This window comes from Roseburia sp. CLA-AA-H209, from assembly GCF_020687575.1.
Taxonomy (GTDB): Bacteria; Bacillota; Clostridia; order Lachnospirales; family Lachnospiraceae; genus Roseburia_C; species Roseburia_C amylophila.
Genome location: NZ_JAJEQU010000006.1, coordinates 88,760 through 102,171 on the forward strand (window position 1 = coordinate 88,760; position 13,412 = coordinate 102,171).

A 13,412-nucleotide genomic window follows, 5' to 3' on the forward strand; every position below is an offset into this window, starting at 1 on the left:
CTTCTATAAACTGCCACTTCCACCGCACACGTTGCAGGCTCCGCAGCCTCCCAGTACCACCAGCATAAGCAGACAAAGCAATCCTCTAATGGATTTTTTTCTCACGTTTTTCCTCCTTCCTTTTCTGTCCTTTTACTATATGAATATACGCTTTTCCCACCTGTTTTGATAAGTTTACATTTGTCTCATGTTAGGGATTTTCCACAATTTATGGCTGTTTCCAGCTATAATAGAACTGAAGAAGCCCAATTCTCGACTTCGTCTCTGTCTTTTCATTTAAAGATGCCATATAACGGTACAATGCTGCTCTTGAAATATATAGCTGCTCTGCTATTACCTGCACACTTTCATCAGAAGAAAGCAATAACCTTAACACATCCTGCTCCCTGTTTGTAAGTGCATAATTCTTTACAAACGCCTGAAATTTATCCTCCCCAAATTTTTCACGTTCTTTTTCCAACATTTTCTCCATATTTTCTTCCTGTATATCCATACGAAACTGTACCATATACAAATATACCAGCATACTGATAACTGCAAATAAAATCAATGCTATGATGCTGATGTGCATACCATCCCCGGTCTCTATCAGCATCAGGGAAATAGTTCCTGTAATCCCGGCACAGATATTATTTGTTGCCCTTCCAAGTCCAGCCCATAACTCCGGTACTTTCATATAATAGGAAAGGTCCATAAAACTGGTGGTAAAATATACCACAAAGAAGCCTGCGGACAAATAGAACACAATAAGACCTGCCATAAATGGTCCGCCCCAGACTATTATCACTACACACATTGTTGAAAGCAGTGTCACACAGTACATCATAATCTGCATAAATCTATGCTCTTTTATATCAAAAAGCACTCCTGCCAACAGTCCGCTTACCGCAAGCAATAATCTCGGCCACTGACCAATATCTACACTTCCACCTGCATGTACTAAAGTTACTGCATTGTCCAGACTGGAAAAAATGCATGTCATCAGAACCACTATTGAAATCAAAAGCAGTGCCGCAAGCATCGGATGTCTGAGGCTTCGCCTGTTATTCTTCCGGATATCAGTATCTGAATCTGTCCCTGAAGCCTCTGCTCCTACTACCCCCCGGCTACATTCCAGACTCAGTCTGCGAACCAGCAATACCATCGCTGCCAGAAAAACGGAAAGTGCAACAGACTCTACAGTGCTGTTATGTATCAGATTATTGCTGATAAACTGAAGCAATAATCCAAAGGCATATCCAAATCCAACGGTTTGTGCAAGTCCCTTTTCTGTCGAAAGGCTTACCACAGCATAATAATGTACAGCACTTCCAATCATGCCATATAAAATATAAAGCAGGAATCCGGATAAAAGCATACTTCGATAGGACAAATGCTCCTGAATTACGAAAATGCAGATGATTCCTGCTATCGGCAATAAATATAAACCTATCTCCCGCATCTTCTGGTTAAAATAACGGTTAATGCATGGGAATAGCAGGAATCCTATTACGCTGATTCCCAGCACATAGTTCTGCGCCCTTACTACTCCTGCGGAATCTGTTGCATAGCGTATCATATTGTCAAACAGATACTCCGAGCCTAAAAATATATAATTGAAAATAGCCAGCACTGCTATGATTCGAATTCTTTCTGGTTTCATAAATTGTCTCATCGTCTGTTCCCTGCTCCATTCTTTTGTCTTAATTTCATTATATACAATTGTCTCTTTCCATCAAGTTGACAAATGTCTCATTTCCTGTAAACAAGAAAAAAAAAGCCAGGACACGAATGTCCTGACTCTTTTTTGATTCATATAAAACGATGTTAATTATACTAACTCGATAAGAACTTCTAAAGCTCCGTCACCTTTACGCTGACCAATCTTTACGATTCTTGTGTAACCACCGTTACGGTCTGCGTACTTAGGTGCGATTTCGTCAAATAATTTTGCAACTAAATCAACTTTCTTTGTATTTTTCTTCTTTCCTGCTGCTTCTGTAGGAACTTCAGTTACAGGATAAAGAACTTTTAACATCTCTCTTCTTGCATGAAGACGGGAAGGATTATCCTTCTTGATTGTTTTTTCCACTTCGTCATATACAGTAACTTTCTTACCATCTACAACTTCTTTTACTCTCTTGCCGTCTTTGTCTTTTCTTGCAACTTTAGCTTTTACAGTAACTTCTTCGAAGTTATCTTTCTCGCGAACTGCCATTGCAATAAGGCCTTCTGCAATTTTACGGATTTCTTTTGCTTTTGCTTCTGTGGTAACAATTTTACCATTGTTTAATAATGCTGTTACCTGATTTCTCAGTAATGCTTTTCTCTGGGAAGATGTTCTTCCTAATTTTCTATACTTTGCCATTTTTATTCCTCCATTTGTGGTACATCCGGCCATGCTCATCGGACTTACTTACCGAATGCTTGTTTTGTGCCACTCATGAACCAACATCACCACGCTCGTCGGACTTACTGGTGCTGCTGCACTGAGTTATCTTAAACCTCGTCGCCCTGATTGAGCTGAAGGCCTAATTCTTTTAATTTTGCTAATACTTCTTCCAAAGACTTACGTCCAAGGTTACGAACTTTCATCATATCTTCCGGTGTACGGTTTGTAAGTTCTTCAACAGTATTGATACCTGCTCTCTTCAAGCAGTTGTAAGAACGTACGGATAACTCCAGTTCGTCAATGTTCATCTCAAGAACTTTTTCCTTCGCATTGTCTTCTTTCTCAATCATGACTTCTGCTGTCTTAGCATTCTCGGAAAGGTCAATGAAAAGACTTAAGTGCTCGCTTAATACCTTTGCAGCTAAGCTGACTGCTTCATCTGGAGCAAGTGTTCCATTGGTATATACGTCAAGTGTCAGTTTATCGTAATCGGTAATCTGACCCACACGGGTATTCTGAATGGATAAGTTCACACGCTCTACCGGTGTATAGATAGAATCTACTGCGATTACACCAATTGGTAAATCTGCATCTTTGTTCTTATCTGCGCTGACATAACCTCTACCTTTGGTAATGGTTAATTCCATGTATAATTTGGAATCAGCACCGCCGTTTAAGTGTGCAATTACTAAATCCGGATTCATGATCTGAATATCCTGATCTACCTGAATATCTGCTGCTGTAACAACGCCTTCACCACTGAACTCAATGTAAGCTACCTTAGGCTCATCATCAGCGCTGTTATTACGGATTGCAAGCTCTTTGATGTTCATAATGATTTCAGTAACATCTTCCTTTACGCCAGGAATAGAACTGAACTCATGAAGTACACCATCGATTTTAACCTGACTTACTGCTGCACCTGGCAGGGATGACAACATGATTCTTCTTAAAGAATTACCAAGTGTTGTACCATATCCTCTTTCCAAAGGTTCGCATACGAATCTTCCATATCTTTTGTCTTCAGAAATTTCAGCAATTTCAATTGTTGGTTTTTGAAAATCGAACACTACAAAGCCCCTCCTTCTTTCGGGTAATTTGTTTCTTCTTTCAGCCCGCTAGTTTATGATTATTTAGAATACAACTCGACGATAAGCATCTCGTCTACTGGTACATCAATCATTTCTCTGGAAGGTAACTCTTTTACGGTTCCCTGCATTTTCTCTGCATCAACATCAAGCCATTCCGGAACTAATCTGCCGCCAGCTACTTCTACGACATCTTTCATTCTCTGGGAATTTTTACGGCTCTCTTTGATTTCGATTACATCGCCAGCTTTTACCAGGTAAGAAGGAATGTTAACTAACTTTCCGTTAACTGTAACGAATTTGTGGTCAACAATCTGTCTTGCTTCTCTTCTGGTTCTTGCAAATCCAAGACGGAAGATAACATTATCAAGACGGCTCTCTAAGATAGTCATCAGGTTTGTACCTGTCATACCTTTCATCTGGTCTGCTTTATCATAATAGTTACGGAATGGTTTCTCTAATACTCCGTAAATGAATTTTGCTTTCTGTTTTTCGCGAAGCTGAAGGCCATACTCAGATACCTTCTTGTTCGCTCTCTTTAATTCTCTGTTAGATTTTTTATCATATCCCAAATAACTTGGCTCTAAACCAAGAGATCTGCATCTTTTCAGAACAGGAACTTTATTTACTGCCATTTTAGATATCCCTCCTAATTATACTCTACGACGTTTTGGTGGACGACATCCATTATGAGGAACTGGAGTTACGTCACGAATAGAAAGAACTTCAAGTCCGGCTGCCTGAAGGGCACGGATTGCTGCTTCTCTTCCTGATCCTGGTCCTTTAACCATAACATCAACTGTTTTTAATCCATGTATAAGAGCTGCTTTTGTAGCAGTTTCTGCTGCCATCTGTGCAGCATATGGAGTAGATTTCTTTGAACCTCTAAATCCAAGACCACCGGCACTTGCCCATGATAATGCATTACCTTCAGCATCTGTTAATGTAACGATGGTGTTATTGAAGGATGCCTGAATATGTGCCTGTCCATGTTCAACGTTTTTTCTTACACGCTTTTTTGTCACTTTTTTTGTAACTTTAGCCATATCTAAACTAACCTACTTTCTTAAATTTAAAATTATAAAGTTGCCAAGAATTATTTCTTCTTGTTTGCAACAGTTCTCTTAGGACCTTTTCTTGTTCTTGCATTGGTCTTTGTTTTCTGACCACGAACCGGAAGTCCTTTTCTATGACGGATTCCACGATAGCATCCGATTTCCTGTAATCTCTTGATATCAAGAGCTGTCTGACGTCTTAAGTCACCTTCTACAACCTGAGTCTCATCGATTACTGCACTAATTCTTTTTACCTCGTCGTCAGTTAAGTCTCTGCAACGGGTATCAGGATTAACGTTTGCCTCAGCAAGGATACGGTCAGCACTAACTCTGCCGATTCCATAGATATAAGTCAAACCAATCTCAACACGTTTTTCTCTTGGTAAATCTACACCTGCAATACGAGCCATGTGTGTTTACACCTCCATATAGATTTCTTTGTTAATAGTAAGGAATTCCAAAGACCCATGCAGCTGCGGTTTCCCGCCCTGAAATGTGTGCATACACCTTTTTCTTCCTATAGTAATGATTGCTTAGCAATCCCAGCCACAATCTGCTGCATCCTCTCGGTATGTAAGGACTGCGCAACAGACCACGCGCGTTCGCGTTATATTATGAACAGCACATTCTCATGCGCTGCAGCCGCACATAATTTTTCAAACAAAGTGGAAATTAACCCTGTCTCTGTTTGTGCTTAGGGTTTTCACAGATGATTCTGATGCTTCCCTTTCTTTTGATAACTTTGCACTTCTCGCAAATAGGTTTAACTGATGATCTTACCTTCACAGCATAATCCTCCTTTCTACTTGCCTGCGCCCCGGAAAACCTGTTTCCATGGGTATTTCTCTTTTCTTTCTGCTAAACAGCATAATATGCCCTTGTTTTCACAAAAGCGTCCATTTAGCATTTTAGCATAGAGAATCCGAAAAATCAACTACTTTTCTCGAATTTTCTCCTTATTTATCTCTCCAGATAATTCTGCCCTTTGTCAGATCATATGGAGACATCTCAATCGTAACCTTATCACCTGGTAAGATACGAATGAAATTCATTCTTAATTTGCCGCTGATATGCGCCAGTACCTGATGGCCATTCTCAAGCTGCACCTGAAACATTGCGTTTGGAAGCTTTTCCAAAATTGTTCCTTCTACTTCAATTACATCTGCCTTTGACATTTTCTTTCCTCCTGCTAAATCAATCTTTTCTGGTTAATATATATTGCTCATAAGCCTTAATCAGCTTTGCTGCTTTTGCATTTTCTGTAAGCCCCGGTTTATTTACTGCTTCTAAGACTTCCTGCGGAAGCTTTTTTACAAGCTGTACATGTTTGTAGCTTTTCTTTCTCGGCCGGTCACAGGTTCTTGTGGTTCCATTTACAAGATAGACGAATTTTTCATCCTGTGACTGCACTACATAGTACTGATTCCGGTCGTGACCTGCCTTTACTCTTGCCAGATACATTCTCTTTCCTCCTCTGTCAATGTAAGGATTTCCGGTCTTCCTTCTGTAATCAGAATGGTGTTTTCATAATGTGCAGATAAGGAACCATCGTAGGTTACTACTGTCCATTCATCATCCATCCATTCCACATCCGGGCTTCCGGCATTTATCATCGGCTCAACTGCCAATGTCATTCCTGCCTTCAGCTTCAGACCTCTTCTCCACTGACGGAAATTCGGAATCTCCGGTTCCTCATGAAGATGGGTTCCAATGCCATGCCCTACCAGATCATATACAACTCCGTAGCCGTAGCTTTCTGCATAATCTCCGATTGCTCCTGAGATTTCATAAAGCCTTCTTCCGGCTCTTGCATACTGCATTCCCTGGAAAAAGCTTTCCCGGGTTCTTTCTATTAAAAGAGCAGCCTCTTTACTGATTTCACCAACTCCATGGGTTCTTGCCGCATCGGAATGATATCCCTTATAGATAAGACCGGTATCAAGGCTTACGATATCGCCTTCCTTAATAATATGGTCTTTTCTTGGAATTCCATGAACAACTTCGTCGTTGACCGATACACAGACGGATGCCGGATAGCCCTGATAATTCAGGAAATTCGGTTCGCAGCCAAGGCTGCGGATGGTCTCTTCTCCGATTTTATCAATCTCCCATGTGCTGATTCCAGGTTTGATTGCACGTTCCAGTTCCTGATGTACTTTAGCAAGATACTTTCCTGCCTGACGCATCAGCTCTATTTCTTCTGCTGATTTAATCGTAACCGACATTATTTACGCTCCTAAGATTGTAACGATGGCTTTGAATACTTCATCCATCGGCTGTGTTCCGTCTACAGATTTTAAAATGCCCTGATTCTTATAATAATCAATCAATGGCTGTGTCTGCTCATGATATACTTTTAATCTCTTCTGAACTGTCTCTGGCTTATCATCTTCACGCAATACGATTTCGCTGCCACAACGGTCACAGATTCCTTCTACCTTTGGTGGAATGGAAATAAGATGATAGGTTGCTCCACAATTTAAGCAGGCTCTTCTGCCGCTCATACGATTTACGATATTTTCGTCTGGAACATCTACATCAATTGCATAGTCCATCTTCTCGTTTATTTTACCAAGTGCTGCATCCAATGCTTCTGCCTGAGGAATGGTTCTTGGAAAACCGTCCAGTACGAAGCCGTTCTTGCAGTCATCCTGCTGTATTCTGTCCATTACCAGATCACAGGTTAATTCATCCGGAACTAAAGCTCCCTGGTCCATATACTGTTTTGCTTTCTTGCCTAATTCTGTTCCGTTTTTGATATTTGCACGGAAAATATCTCCTGTTGAGATGTGTGGAATAGAATATTTATCTGCAATCTGTTTTGCCTGTGTACCTTTACCAGCACCCGGCGCTCCTAACATAATAATTTTCATATAAAGAAAACCTCCTGTTTACCTTCTTCTTTGCAAGCTAATCTGCTTTTTCTTCTATAAACAACTTTAGTGCACCACAGGAGACGCTGCATTTGCAGCACCCCCTTCTGGTACACATTAGTCATTCAAAAATCCTTTATAGTAACGAACTAACATCTGGGATTCGATCTGTTTAATTGTCTCGATAACAACACCTACGATAATGATGATAGATGTTCCACCGAAAGATACGTTTGCTTTAAATACTCCATTGAAGAAGATTGGAATAACTGCAACAATGGATAAGCCTGCCGCACCGATAAAGACAATGTAATTTAAAATCCGATTCAGATAATCGCTGGTTGGTTTTCCAGGTCTGATACCCGGGATAAATCCACCCTGTCTCTTCATGTTGTTCGCAATCTCCAGCGGATTGAATGTAATGGATGTATAGAAGTATGCAAATGCAATAATCAATACAAGATATACAGCCAAACCAATGCTGTAGATTGGCTCCTGTGGGTTACACCAGTTAGACTGGGATAATCCCTTTAAAATCTTACTGCCAATTCCTGTTCCATTGCCCTTTCCTAAGAGAGAAGCAATAACAACCGGGAACTGCATTAAAGACTGTGCGAAGATAACCGGGATAACTCCACCGGTATTTACTTTCAGAGGAATATGTGTAGACTGACCGCCTACCTGCTTTCTTCCCTGAATTTTCTTCGAATACTGTACCGGAATCTTTCTCTGAGCTGCCTGAAGGACAACGACAAAGACAACGGTTACTAAAATGATTGCTGCGATAATTACTACTGCAAGAACTGCTTTTGCAGGAATCTTTCCTTTTACAAACTGCTCATACAGTGTTCCAAAATCGCTAGGAATTCGTGAAATAATGTTGATTACAAGTACGATAGAAATACCGTTTCCAACACCCTTTTCCGTAATTCTCTCACCAATCCACATAAGTACTGCAGAACCTGCTGTTAAGGTTACAATTACCTGAAGAACCGTAAGCCATCCTTTATCGGTCAGATAACCGCTTCTGGAGAATCCGATTGCCATTGCAATTGCTTCGATTAAAGCCAGAGCAACAGTCACATAACGTGTAATCTCTGCAATTTTCTTTCTTCCTTCTTCGCCGTCACGCTGCATCTCTTCCAGTTTTGGAATTGCAATCGTCAACAGCTGCATGATGATGGAAGATGTGATATATGGTGTGATATTCAATGCAAAGACGGACATCTGTAAGAATGAACCGCCTGTTACTGCATCGAAAAAGTTAAACGCATCACTACTCTGATTAGCAAACCAGTCTGCAAACACATTCCGGTCAACACCCGGAATCGGTAACTGTGAACCGATTCGGATGATAATCAGCATAAAAAAGGTAAATAAAATTCTATTTCTAATATCTTTTACTTTAAATGCGTTACGAACTGTATCAAACATTAGATCACCTCAGCTTTTCCACCAAGAGCCTCGATTTTTTCTTTTGCGCTTGCGCTGAATGCATTAGCCTGAACTGTGAGCTTCTTAGTAAGTTCGCCGTTTCCAAGAATCTTAACTCCATCTCTTGGATTCTTTACGATACCTTTTTCCAGTAAAGTTTCAACAGATACTACTGCATCGTTGTCGAATACTTCAAGAGCAGATACATTGATTCCAACGATAGTCTTGGAATTAATACACTTGAAACCTCTCTTCGGTAATCTTCTGTATAAAGGCATCTGGCCACCTTCAAAGCCTGGTCTTGGAGCTCCGGAACGAGCTTTCTGTCCCTTGTGTCCTTTACCAGCGGTCTTACCGTTTCCTGAACCGTGACCACGGCCTCTTCTGAAATTATCACTATGCTTAGAACCTAATGCCGGCTGTAAATTGGATAAATCCATTTCTGGCACCTCCTTATCTCTATAATTAGATTTCTTCTACTTTCACTAAATGTCTTACCTGCTGAATCATTCCTCTAACAGCTTTGTTATCCGGACGTTCAACTGATGCGCCAATTTTCTTAAGACCTAATGCTTCTACTGTCTTTTTATTCTTTGGCACTGCACCGATAGTAGATTTTACGAGTGTAATTTTTAAATTTGCCATTTCTTATTCCTCCTTAACCTACTACTTCTTCTACAGATAATCCACGAAGTTTTGCAACTTCTTCCGGGGATTTCAGTTTGCTTAAAGCATCGATAGTAGCAAGTACTACGTTCTGCTTATTGTTAGAACCAAGAGATTTTGTACGAATATTCTCGATTCCTGCCAGCTCACATACGTTACGAGCCGGACCGCCTGCGATAACACCGGTACCTTCTGGAGCTCTCTTTAATAAAACAGATGCACCAGTATGTTTTCCGCTGATATCATGAGTAATACTATTGTTCTCATCTAATTTTACAGTGATAAGTTTTTTCATAGCATCTTCTTTTCCTTTGCGGATTGCTTCAGGAATTTCAGTTGCTTTTCCAAGTCCTGCGCCCACATGACCATTGCCGTCACCAACAACAACAAGAGCTGTGAAACGCATGTTACGTCCACCTTTTACAACTTTCGTAACGCGCTTGATTGATACCACTTTTTCTGTTAATTCTAATTGACTAGCATCAATAATTGTACGTTTCATGTACTGTTTTCCTCCTTATTAGAATTCTAATCCAGCTTCTCTTGCTGCGTCAGCTAATGCTTTTACTTTTCCGGAATATATGAAACCGCCTCTATCAAAGACAACTGTTGTAATACCTTTTTCTAATGCTTTCTTTGCAATTGCAGTACCAACCTGCGCTGCTGCATCAACGTTATTAGTCTTCTCGCAAGCTGCTTTTACATCTTTATCCATTGTAGATGCTGCTACGAGGGTATTGCCAACTGTATCGTCAATAATCTGAGCGTACATATGATTATTACTTCTAAACACAGCTAAACGTGGTCTCTCTGCTGTTCCAACCAGGCGATTACGCAGTCTTCTATGTTTATTTTCACGAGCTGCTGTTCTTGATTCTTTATTAACCATCTCTCGTCACTCCTTTAATTATTTCTTACCAGTTTTACCAACTTTACGTCTAATAACTTCATCAGCATATTTGATACCTTTTCCTTTATAAGGTTCAGGTCTTCTCTTATCTCTGATTTCAGCTGCGTACTGGCCAACTTTTTCTTTATCGATACCTTTGATGATAATCTTGTTACCATCTACTGTAGACTCTAATCCTTCTGGATCTTCCATCTCTACCGGATGAGAATATCCAAGGTTTAATGTAAGTTTCTTTCCTGCTTTAGATGCTCTGTAACCTACACCATTTACTTCAAGTTCTTTGGTAAATCCATCTGTTACACCAACAACCATGTTGTGAATCAGTGTTCTTGTTAATCCGTGTAAGGATTTCATTTTCTTCAAATCATTTGGTCTTGTAACGGTTACTTCAGAACCTTCTACTTTGATTTCCATCTCGGATGGTAATACTCTGCTTAATGTTCCTTTTGGACCCTTTACAGTCACCTGATTATTTTCTGCTAATTCCACAGTAACACCTGCTGGAATTGCGATTGGCATTCTTCCAATTCGTGACATGCCCGTACCTCCTGTATAATTTGTGGTTTATTGTTACCTGCGCTATGCCTTAAGAATATACTCTTAAGGTAGTTCTGCTCGCTAACTTCGCGCTGCACCCCAAAGGGCTTGCGCTCAGTAATCTCACAGAACGGCTTTCACACTAGCCTCAATCTTCACCTGCGGCTCGATTTCATCAAGTGTTCAATGCCTACCAAACAAATGCTAATACTTCGCCACCAACCTGAAGCTTTCTAGCCTCTTTGTCAGTGATGATTCCCTGGTTTGTGGAAAGAATTGCGACTCCAAGTCCACCAAGTACCTTAGGAAGATTATCTTTACCAGCGTATACACGAAGTCCTGGTTTAGAAATTCTCTTCAGTCCGGTAATAATCTTTTCATTCTTATCTGCACCATATTTTAAGGTTACACGAATGGTCTTAAAGATTCCATCTTCAATGATGTCATATTTTGCAATGTATCCTTCTCTTACTAAAATGTCTGCGATTGCCACTTTGATTTTAGAAGCCGGGATATCAACTGTATCATGTTTTGCAGTGTTTGCATTACGGATTCTTGTAAGCATATCTGCAATTGGATCACTTGTCATTGTCATGATGTGTCTGCCTCCTATTATTCTTCTCTTTCTTTATTGTAGATGTTCTCTGTCAAGTTCGACCTACGCCACAAGGGCTTCGGTCTCACTCAATCTAAGAGAATGGCTTTACAGCCTACCAGCTTGCTTTCTTTACGCCCGGAATCTGACCTTTGTAAGCCAGTTCACGGAAGCAAACTCTACAGATTCCATATTTTCTTAAATATGCATGTGGACGACCACAGATTCTGCAACGATTGTATTCTCTAGAAGAGAATTTCTGTTTACGCTGCTGTTTTACTTTCATAGAAGTCTTTGCCATTTAAATTCCCTCCTGTCTTATTTAGCGAATGGCATATTGAATAATGTCAATAATTCGCGTGCTTCTTCGTCTGTCTTTGCAGTTGTTACGAAAATAATATCCATTCCTCTTACTTTATCAACCTTATCGAATTCAATTTCAGGGAAAATGATCTGCTCTTTGATACCAAGAGCGTAGTTACCTCTACCGTCGAAAGCGTTCGGATTAACTCCTCTAAAGTCACGTACTCGTGGTAAAGCTAAGTTTACCAGACGGTCTACGAACTCATACATCTTCTCGCCTCTTAAAGTAACTTTACATCCGATCGGCATTCCTTCTCTTAACTTGAAGTTAGCGATGGAATTCTTTGCCTTTGTAGTAACTGGTTTCTGACCGGAAATTGTTTCCATATCTTTCATAGCTGACTCTAAGATTTTAGCGTTTTCTTTTGCTTCACCAACACCCATGTTGATAACAATCTTAGAAAGCTTTGGTACTTCCATAATGTTTTTATAGCCGAACTTTTTGGTCATTGCATCAATGATCTCGTTCTGGTACTGATCTTTAAGTCTACTCAACTTGCTGCTCCTCCTCTCTTACGATTAATCGATTACATCACCTGTAGATTTTGCATAACGTACTTTCTTATCTCCATCCATTTTGAAACCTACACGGGTAGCTTTTCCTTTGTGAAGATACATTACGTTAGAAGCATCAATAGGTCCTTCCTGATGGATGATTCCACCCTGCTGGTTAGCCATGCTTGGTTTTGCATGTTTTGTTACCATATTGATACCTTCAACAAGTAAAGTATTGTTTTTCTTATTTACAGCAATTACTTTGCCTTCTTTGTCTTTGTCTTTTCCAGCGATTACCTTTACAGTATCACCTTTTTTAATTTTCAAGCTTGCCATTTTCGGGTACCTCCTACAATACTTCCGGAGCCAGAGAAACAATTTTCATAAACTGTTTTTCACGAAGCTCTCTTGCTACTGGTCCAAAAATACGAGTTCCTCTTGGAGTTTTATCATCTTTGATAATAACTGCAGCGTTTTCATCGAATTTGATATAAGAGCCATCTTTACGACGAGCACCTTTTACTGTACGAACAACGACTGCCTTTACAACGTCACCTTTTTTAACAACGCCGCCTGGTGTTGCATCTTTAACAGTAGCTGTAATTACATCACCAATATTTGCATATCTTCTGGTTGAACCGCCCATAACACGGATGCACAGCAATTCTTTTGCTCCAGTGTTATCAGCAACCTTAAGTCTGGTTTCCTGTTGTACCATGCCGGTAGCCTCCTTCTATTATTTTGCTCTTTCCATAATCTCTACAAGTCTCCATCTCTTATCTTTAGAGAGTGGTCTTGTTTCCATTACTCTGACGGTATCACCGATTTTACACTCGTTGTTCTCATCATGAGCTTTTAATTTGTATGTCTTCTTTACGATCTTGTTATATAATGCATGTCTTACGTTATCTTTAACAGCAACAACAATGGTCTTATCCATTTTATCACTTACAACAACGCCTACACGTGTTTTTCTAAGATTTCTTTCTTCCACGACGAATCTCCTTTCATTTATGATTGCCTGT

At 40.1% G+C, this 13,412-nt stretch carries 23 protein-coding genes; all 23 read right to left on the reverse strand.

The annotated features are described in order from the left end of the window. Positions 1–208: 208 nt before the first annotated feature. Positions 209–1,642, reverse strand: a complete 1,434-nt coding sequence (locus tag LKD41_RS07365) for a LuxR C-terminal-related transcriptional regulator (RefSeq protein WP_227700830.1) — start codon at positions 1,640–1,642, stop codon at positions 209–211. Between the two features lie 168 nt (positions 1,643–1,810). Further along, positions 1,811–2,347 carry a bL17 family ribosomal protein gene (locus LKD41_RS07370; protein WP_022242762.1) on the reverse strand — a complete coding sequence of 179 codons (537 nt, stop codon included), beginning with the start codon at positions 2,345–2,347 and terminating at the stop codon, positions 1,811–1,813. A 131-nt stretch (positions 2,348–2,478) separates the two neighbouring features. Then, positions 2,479–3,441: a DNA-directed RNA polymerase subunit alpha gene (locus LKD41_RS07375; protein ID WP_022242763.1), complete on the reverse strand. Its 963-nt coding sequence runs from the start codon at positions 3,439–3,441 to the stop codon at positions 2,479–2,481. Positions 3,442–3,500: 59 nt separating this feature from the next. Further along, positions 3,501–4,094: a 30S ribosomal protein S4 gene (rpsD, locus tag LKD41_RS07380; protein WP_022242764.1), complete on the reverse strand. Its 594-nt coding sequence runs from the start codon at positions 4,092–4,094 to the stop codon at positions 3,501–3,503. Between the two features lie 18 nt (positions 4,095–4,112). Beyond that, positions 4,113–4,505 carry a 30S ribosomal protein S11 gene (gene rpsK, locus LKD41_RS07385; protein WP_022242765.1) on the reverse strand — a complete coding sequence of 131 codons (393 nt, stop codon included), beginning with the start codon at positions 4,503–4,505 and terminating at the stop codon, positions 4,113–4,115. A gap of 50 nt (positions 4,506–4,555) precedes the next feature. Then, on the reverse strand, positions 4,556–4,924 hold the full coding sequence (rpsM, locus tag LKD41_RS07390) for a 30S ribosomal protein S13 (protein WP_022242766.1): 369 nt from the start codon (positions 4,922–4,924) through the stop codon (positions 4,556–4,558). A 262-nt stretch (positions 4,925–5,186) separates the two neighbouring features. Further along, entirely contained in the window at positions 5,187–5,300 is a 114-nt protein-coding gene (gene rpmJ / locus LKD41_RS07395) for a 50S ribosomal protein L36 (protein WP_003022746.1), read from the reverse strand. Positions 5,301–5,470: 170 nt separating this feature from the next. Next, positions 5,471–5,689: a translation initiation factor IF-1 gene (gene infA / locus LKD41_RS07400; RefSeq protein ID WP_022242767.1), complete on the reverse strand. Its 219-nt coding sequence runs from the start codon at positions 5,687–5,689 to the stop codon at positions 5,471–5,473. Between the two features lie 19 nt (positions 5,690–5,708). Then, positions 5,709–5,975: a KOW domain-containing RNA-binding protein gene (locus LKD41_RS07405; protein ID WP_022242768.1), complete on the reverse strand. Its 267-nt coding sequence runs from the start codon at positions 5,973–5,975 to the stop codon at positions 5,709–5,711. After that, a complete protein-coding gene (gene map, locus LKD41_RS07410) occupies positions 5,957–6,739 on the reverse strand; it encodes a type I methionyl aminopeptidase (RefSeq protein ID WP_022242769.1) in 783 nt (260 codons plus the stop codon). Before map ends, LKD41_RS07405 begins: the two co-directional genes overlap by 19 nt. A gap of 3 nt (positions 6,740–6,742) precedes the next feature. After that, entirely contained in the window at positions 6,743–7,387 is a 645-nt protein-coding gene (locus LKD41_RS07415; protein ID WP_022242770.1) for an adenylate kinase, read from the reverse strand. Positions 7,388–7,504: 117 nt separating this feature from the next. Further along, on the reverse strand, positions 7,505–8,821 hold the full coding sequence (gene secY, locus LKD41_RS07420) for a preprotein translocase subunit SecY (protein ID WP_117698352.1): 1,317 nt from the start codon (positions 8,819–8,821) through the stop codon (positions 7,505–7,507). Further along, positions 8,821–9,261 carry a 50S ribosomal protein L15 gene (gene rplO / locus LKD41_RS07425; RefSeq protein ID WP_022242772.1) on the reverse strand — a complete coding sequence of 147 codons (441 nt, stop codon included), beginning with the start codon at positions 9,259–9,261 and terminating at the stop codon, positions 8,821–8,823. The genes secY and rplO overlap by 1 nt, the downstream gene beginning before the upstream one ends. Before the next feature lie 25 nt (positions 9,262–9,286). Next, positions 9,287–9,466, reverse strand: coding sequence for a 50S ribosomal protein L30 (rpmD, locus tag LKD41_RS07430; RefSeq protein ID WP_022242773.1), 180 nt, complete (start codon positions 9,464–9,466; stop codon positions 9,287–9,289). 13 nt (positions 9,467–9,479) lie between these two features. After that, positions 9,480–9,989 (reverse strand): 30S ribosomal protein S5, encoded by a 510-nt coding sequence (rpsE, locus tag LKD41_RS07435; RefSeq protein ID WP_022242774.1) that lies wholly within the window; start codon positions 9,987–9,989, stop codon positions 9,480–9,482. A gap of 18 nt (positions 9,990–10,007) precedes the next feature. Next, entirely contained in the window at positions 10,008–10,376 is a 369-nt protein-coding gene (gene rplR, locus LKD41_RS07440) for a 50S ribosomal protein L18 (protein WP_022242775.1), read from the reverse strand. Between the two features lie 18 nt (positions 10,377–10,394). Beyond that, a complete protein-coding gene (gene rplF, locus LKD41_RS07445; protein WP_022242776.1) occupies positions 10,395–10,934 on the reverse strand; it encodes a 50S ribosomal protein L6 in 540 nt (179 codons plus the stop codon). A gap of 190 nt (positions 10,935–11,124) precedes the next feature. Further along, complete coding sequence (rpsH, locus tag LKD41_RS07450; RefSeq protein WP_022242777.1) at positions 11,125–11,529, reverse strand: 30S ribosomal protein S8; 405 nt, start codon at positions 11,527–11,529, stop codon at positions 11,125–11,127. A 115-nt stretch (positions 11,530–11,644) separates the two neighbouring features. Next, positions 11,645–11,830, reverse strand: coding sequence for a type Z 30S ribosomal protein S14 (locus LKD41_RS07455; RefSeq protein WP_022242778.1), 186 nt, complete (start codon positions 11,828–11,830; stop codon positions 11,645–11,647). Between the two features lie 17 nt (positions 11,831–11,847). Next, complete coding sequence (gene rplE, locus LKD41_RS07460) at positions 11,848–12,387, reverse strand: 50S ribosomal protein L5 (RefSeq protein ID WP_022242779.1); 540 nt, start codon at positions 12,385–12,387, stop codon at positions 11,848–11,850. Positions 12,388–12,411: 24 nt separating this feature from the next. Then, positions 12,412–12,723: a 50S ribosomal protein L24 gene (gene rplX / locus LKD41_RS07465; RefSeq protein ID WP_022242780.1), complete on the reverse strand. Its 312-nt coding sequence runs from the start codon at positions 12,721–12,723 to the stop codon at positions 12,412–12,414. 13 nt (positions 12,724–12,736) lie between these two features. Beyond that, a complete protein-coding gene (rplN, locus tag LKD41_RS07470; protein ID WP_022242781.1) occupies positions 12,737–13,105 on the reverse strand; it encodes a 50S ribosomal protein L14 in 369 nt (122 codons plus the stop codon). An 18-nt stretch (positions 13,106–13,123) separates the two neighbouring features. Beyond that, positions 13,124–13,381 carry a 30S ribosomal protein S17 gene (gene rpsQ / locus LKD41_RS07475; protein ID WP_022242782.1) on the reverse strand — a complete coding sequence of 86 codons (258 nt, stop codon included), beginning with the start codon at positions 13,379–13,381 and terminating at the stop codon, positions 13,124–13,126. Positions 13,382–13,412: the final 31 nt, after the last annotated feature.

Coding starts and splice junctions, on each gene's coding strand:
- LKD41_RS07405 (WP_022242768.1), bottom strand. CDS start 5,975: ATGTATCTGGCAAGAGTAAAGGCAGGTCACGACCGGAATCAGTACTAT.
- rpsD (WP_022242764.1), bottom strand. CDS start 4,094: ATGGCAGTAAATAAAGTTCCTGTTCTGAAAAGATGCAGATCTCTTGGT.
- rpsE (WP_022242774.1), bottom strand. CDS start 9,989: ATGAAACGTACAATTATTGATGCTAGTCAATTAGAATTAACAGAAAAA.
- LKD41_RS07365 (WP_227700830.1), bottom strand. CDS start 1,642: ATGAAACCAGAAAGAATTCGAATCATAGCAGTGCTGGCTATTTTCAAT.
- rpsM (WP_022242766.1), bottom strand. CDS start 4,924: ATGGCTCGTATTGCAGGTGTAGATTTACCAAGAGAAAAACGTGTTGAG.
- rpsK (WP_022242765.1), bottom strand. CDS start 4,505: ATGGCTAAAGTTACAAAAAAAGTGACAAAAAAGCGTGTAAGAAAAAAC.
- rpsH (WP_022242777.1), bottom strand. CDS start 11,529: ATGACAATGACAAGTGATCCAATTGCAGATATGCTTACAAGAATCCGT.
- rplR (WP_022242775.1), bottom strand. CDS start 10,376: ATGGTTAATAAAGAATCAAGAACAGCAGCTCGTGAAAATAAACATAGA.
- rpmD (WP_022242773.1), bottom strand. CDS start 9,466: ATGGCAAATTTAAAAATTACACTCGTAAAATCTACTATCGGTGCAGTG.
- LKD41_RS07370 (WP_022242762.1), bottom strand. CDS start 2,347: ATGGCAAAGTATAGAAAATTAGGAAGAACATCTTCCCAGAGAAAAGCA.
- secY (WP_117698352.1), bottom strand. CDS start 8,821: ATGTTTGATACAGTTCGTAACGCATTTAAAGTAAAAGATATTAGAAAT.
- rplX (WP_022242780.1), bottom strand. CDS start 12,723: ATGGCAAGCTTGAAAATTAAAAAAGGTGATACTGTAAAGGTAATCGCT.
- LKD41_RS07455 (WP_022242778.1), bottom strand. CDS start 11,830: ATGGCAAAGACTTCTATGAAAGTAAAACAGCAGCGTAAACAGAAATTC.
- map (WP_022242769.1), bottom strand. CDS start 6,739: ATGTCGGTTACGATTAAATCAGCAGAAGAAATAGAGCTGATGCGTCAG.
- rplN (WP_022242781.1), bottom strand. CDS start 13,105: ATGGTACAACAGGAAACCAGACTTAAGGTTGCTGATAACACTGGAGCA.
- infA (WP_022242767.1), bottom strand. CDS start 5,689: ATGTCAAAGGCAGATGTAATTGAAGTAGAAGGAACAATTTTGGAAAAG.
- rplO (WP_022242772.1), bottom strand. CDS start 9,261: ATGGATTTATCCAATTTACAGCCGGCATTAGGTTCTAAGCATAGTGAT.
- rplF (WP_022242776.1), bottom strand. CDS start 10,934: ATGTCACGAATTGGAAGAATGCCAATCGCAATTCCAGCAGGTGTTACT.
- LKD41_RS07415 (WP_022242770.1), bottom strand. CDS start 7,387: ATGAAAATTATTATGTTAGGAGCGCCGGGTGCTGGTAAAGGTACACAG.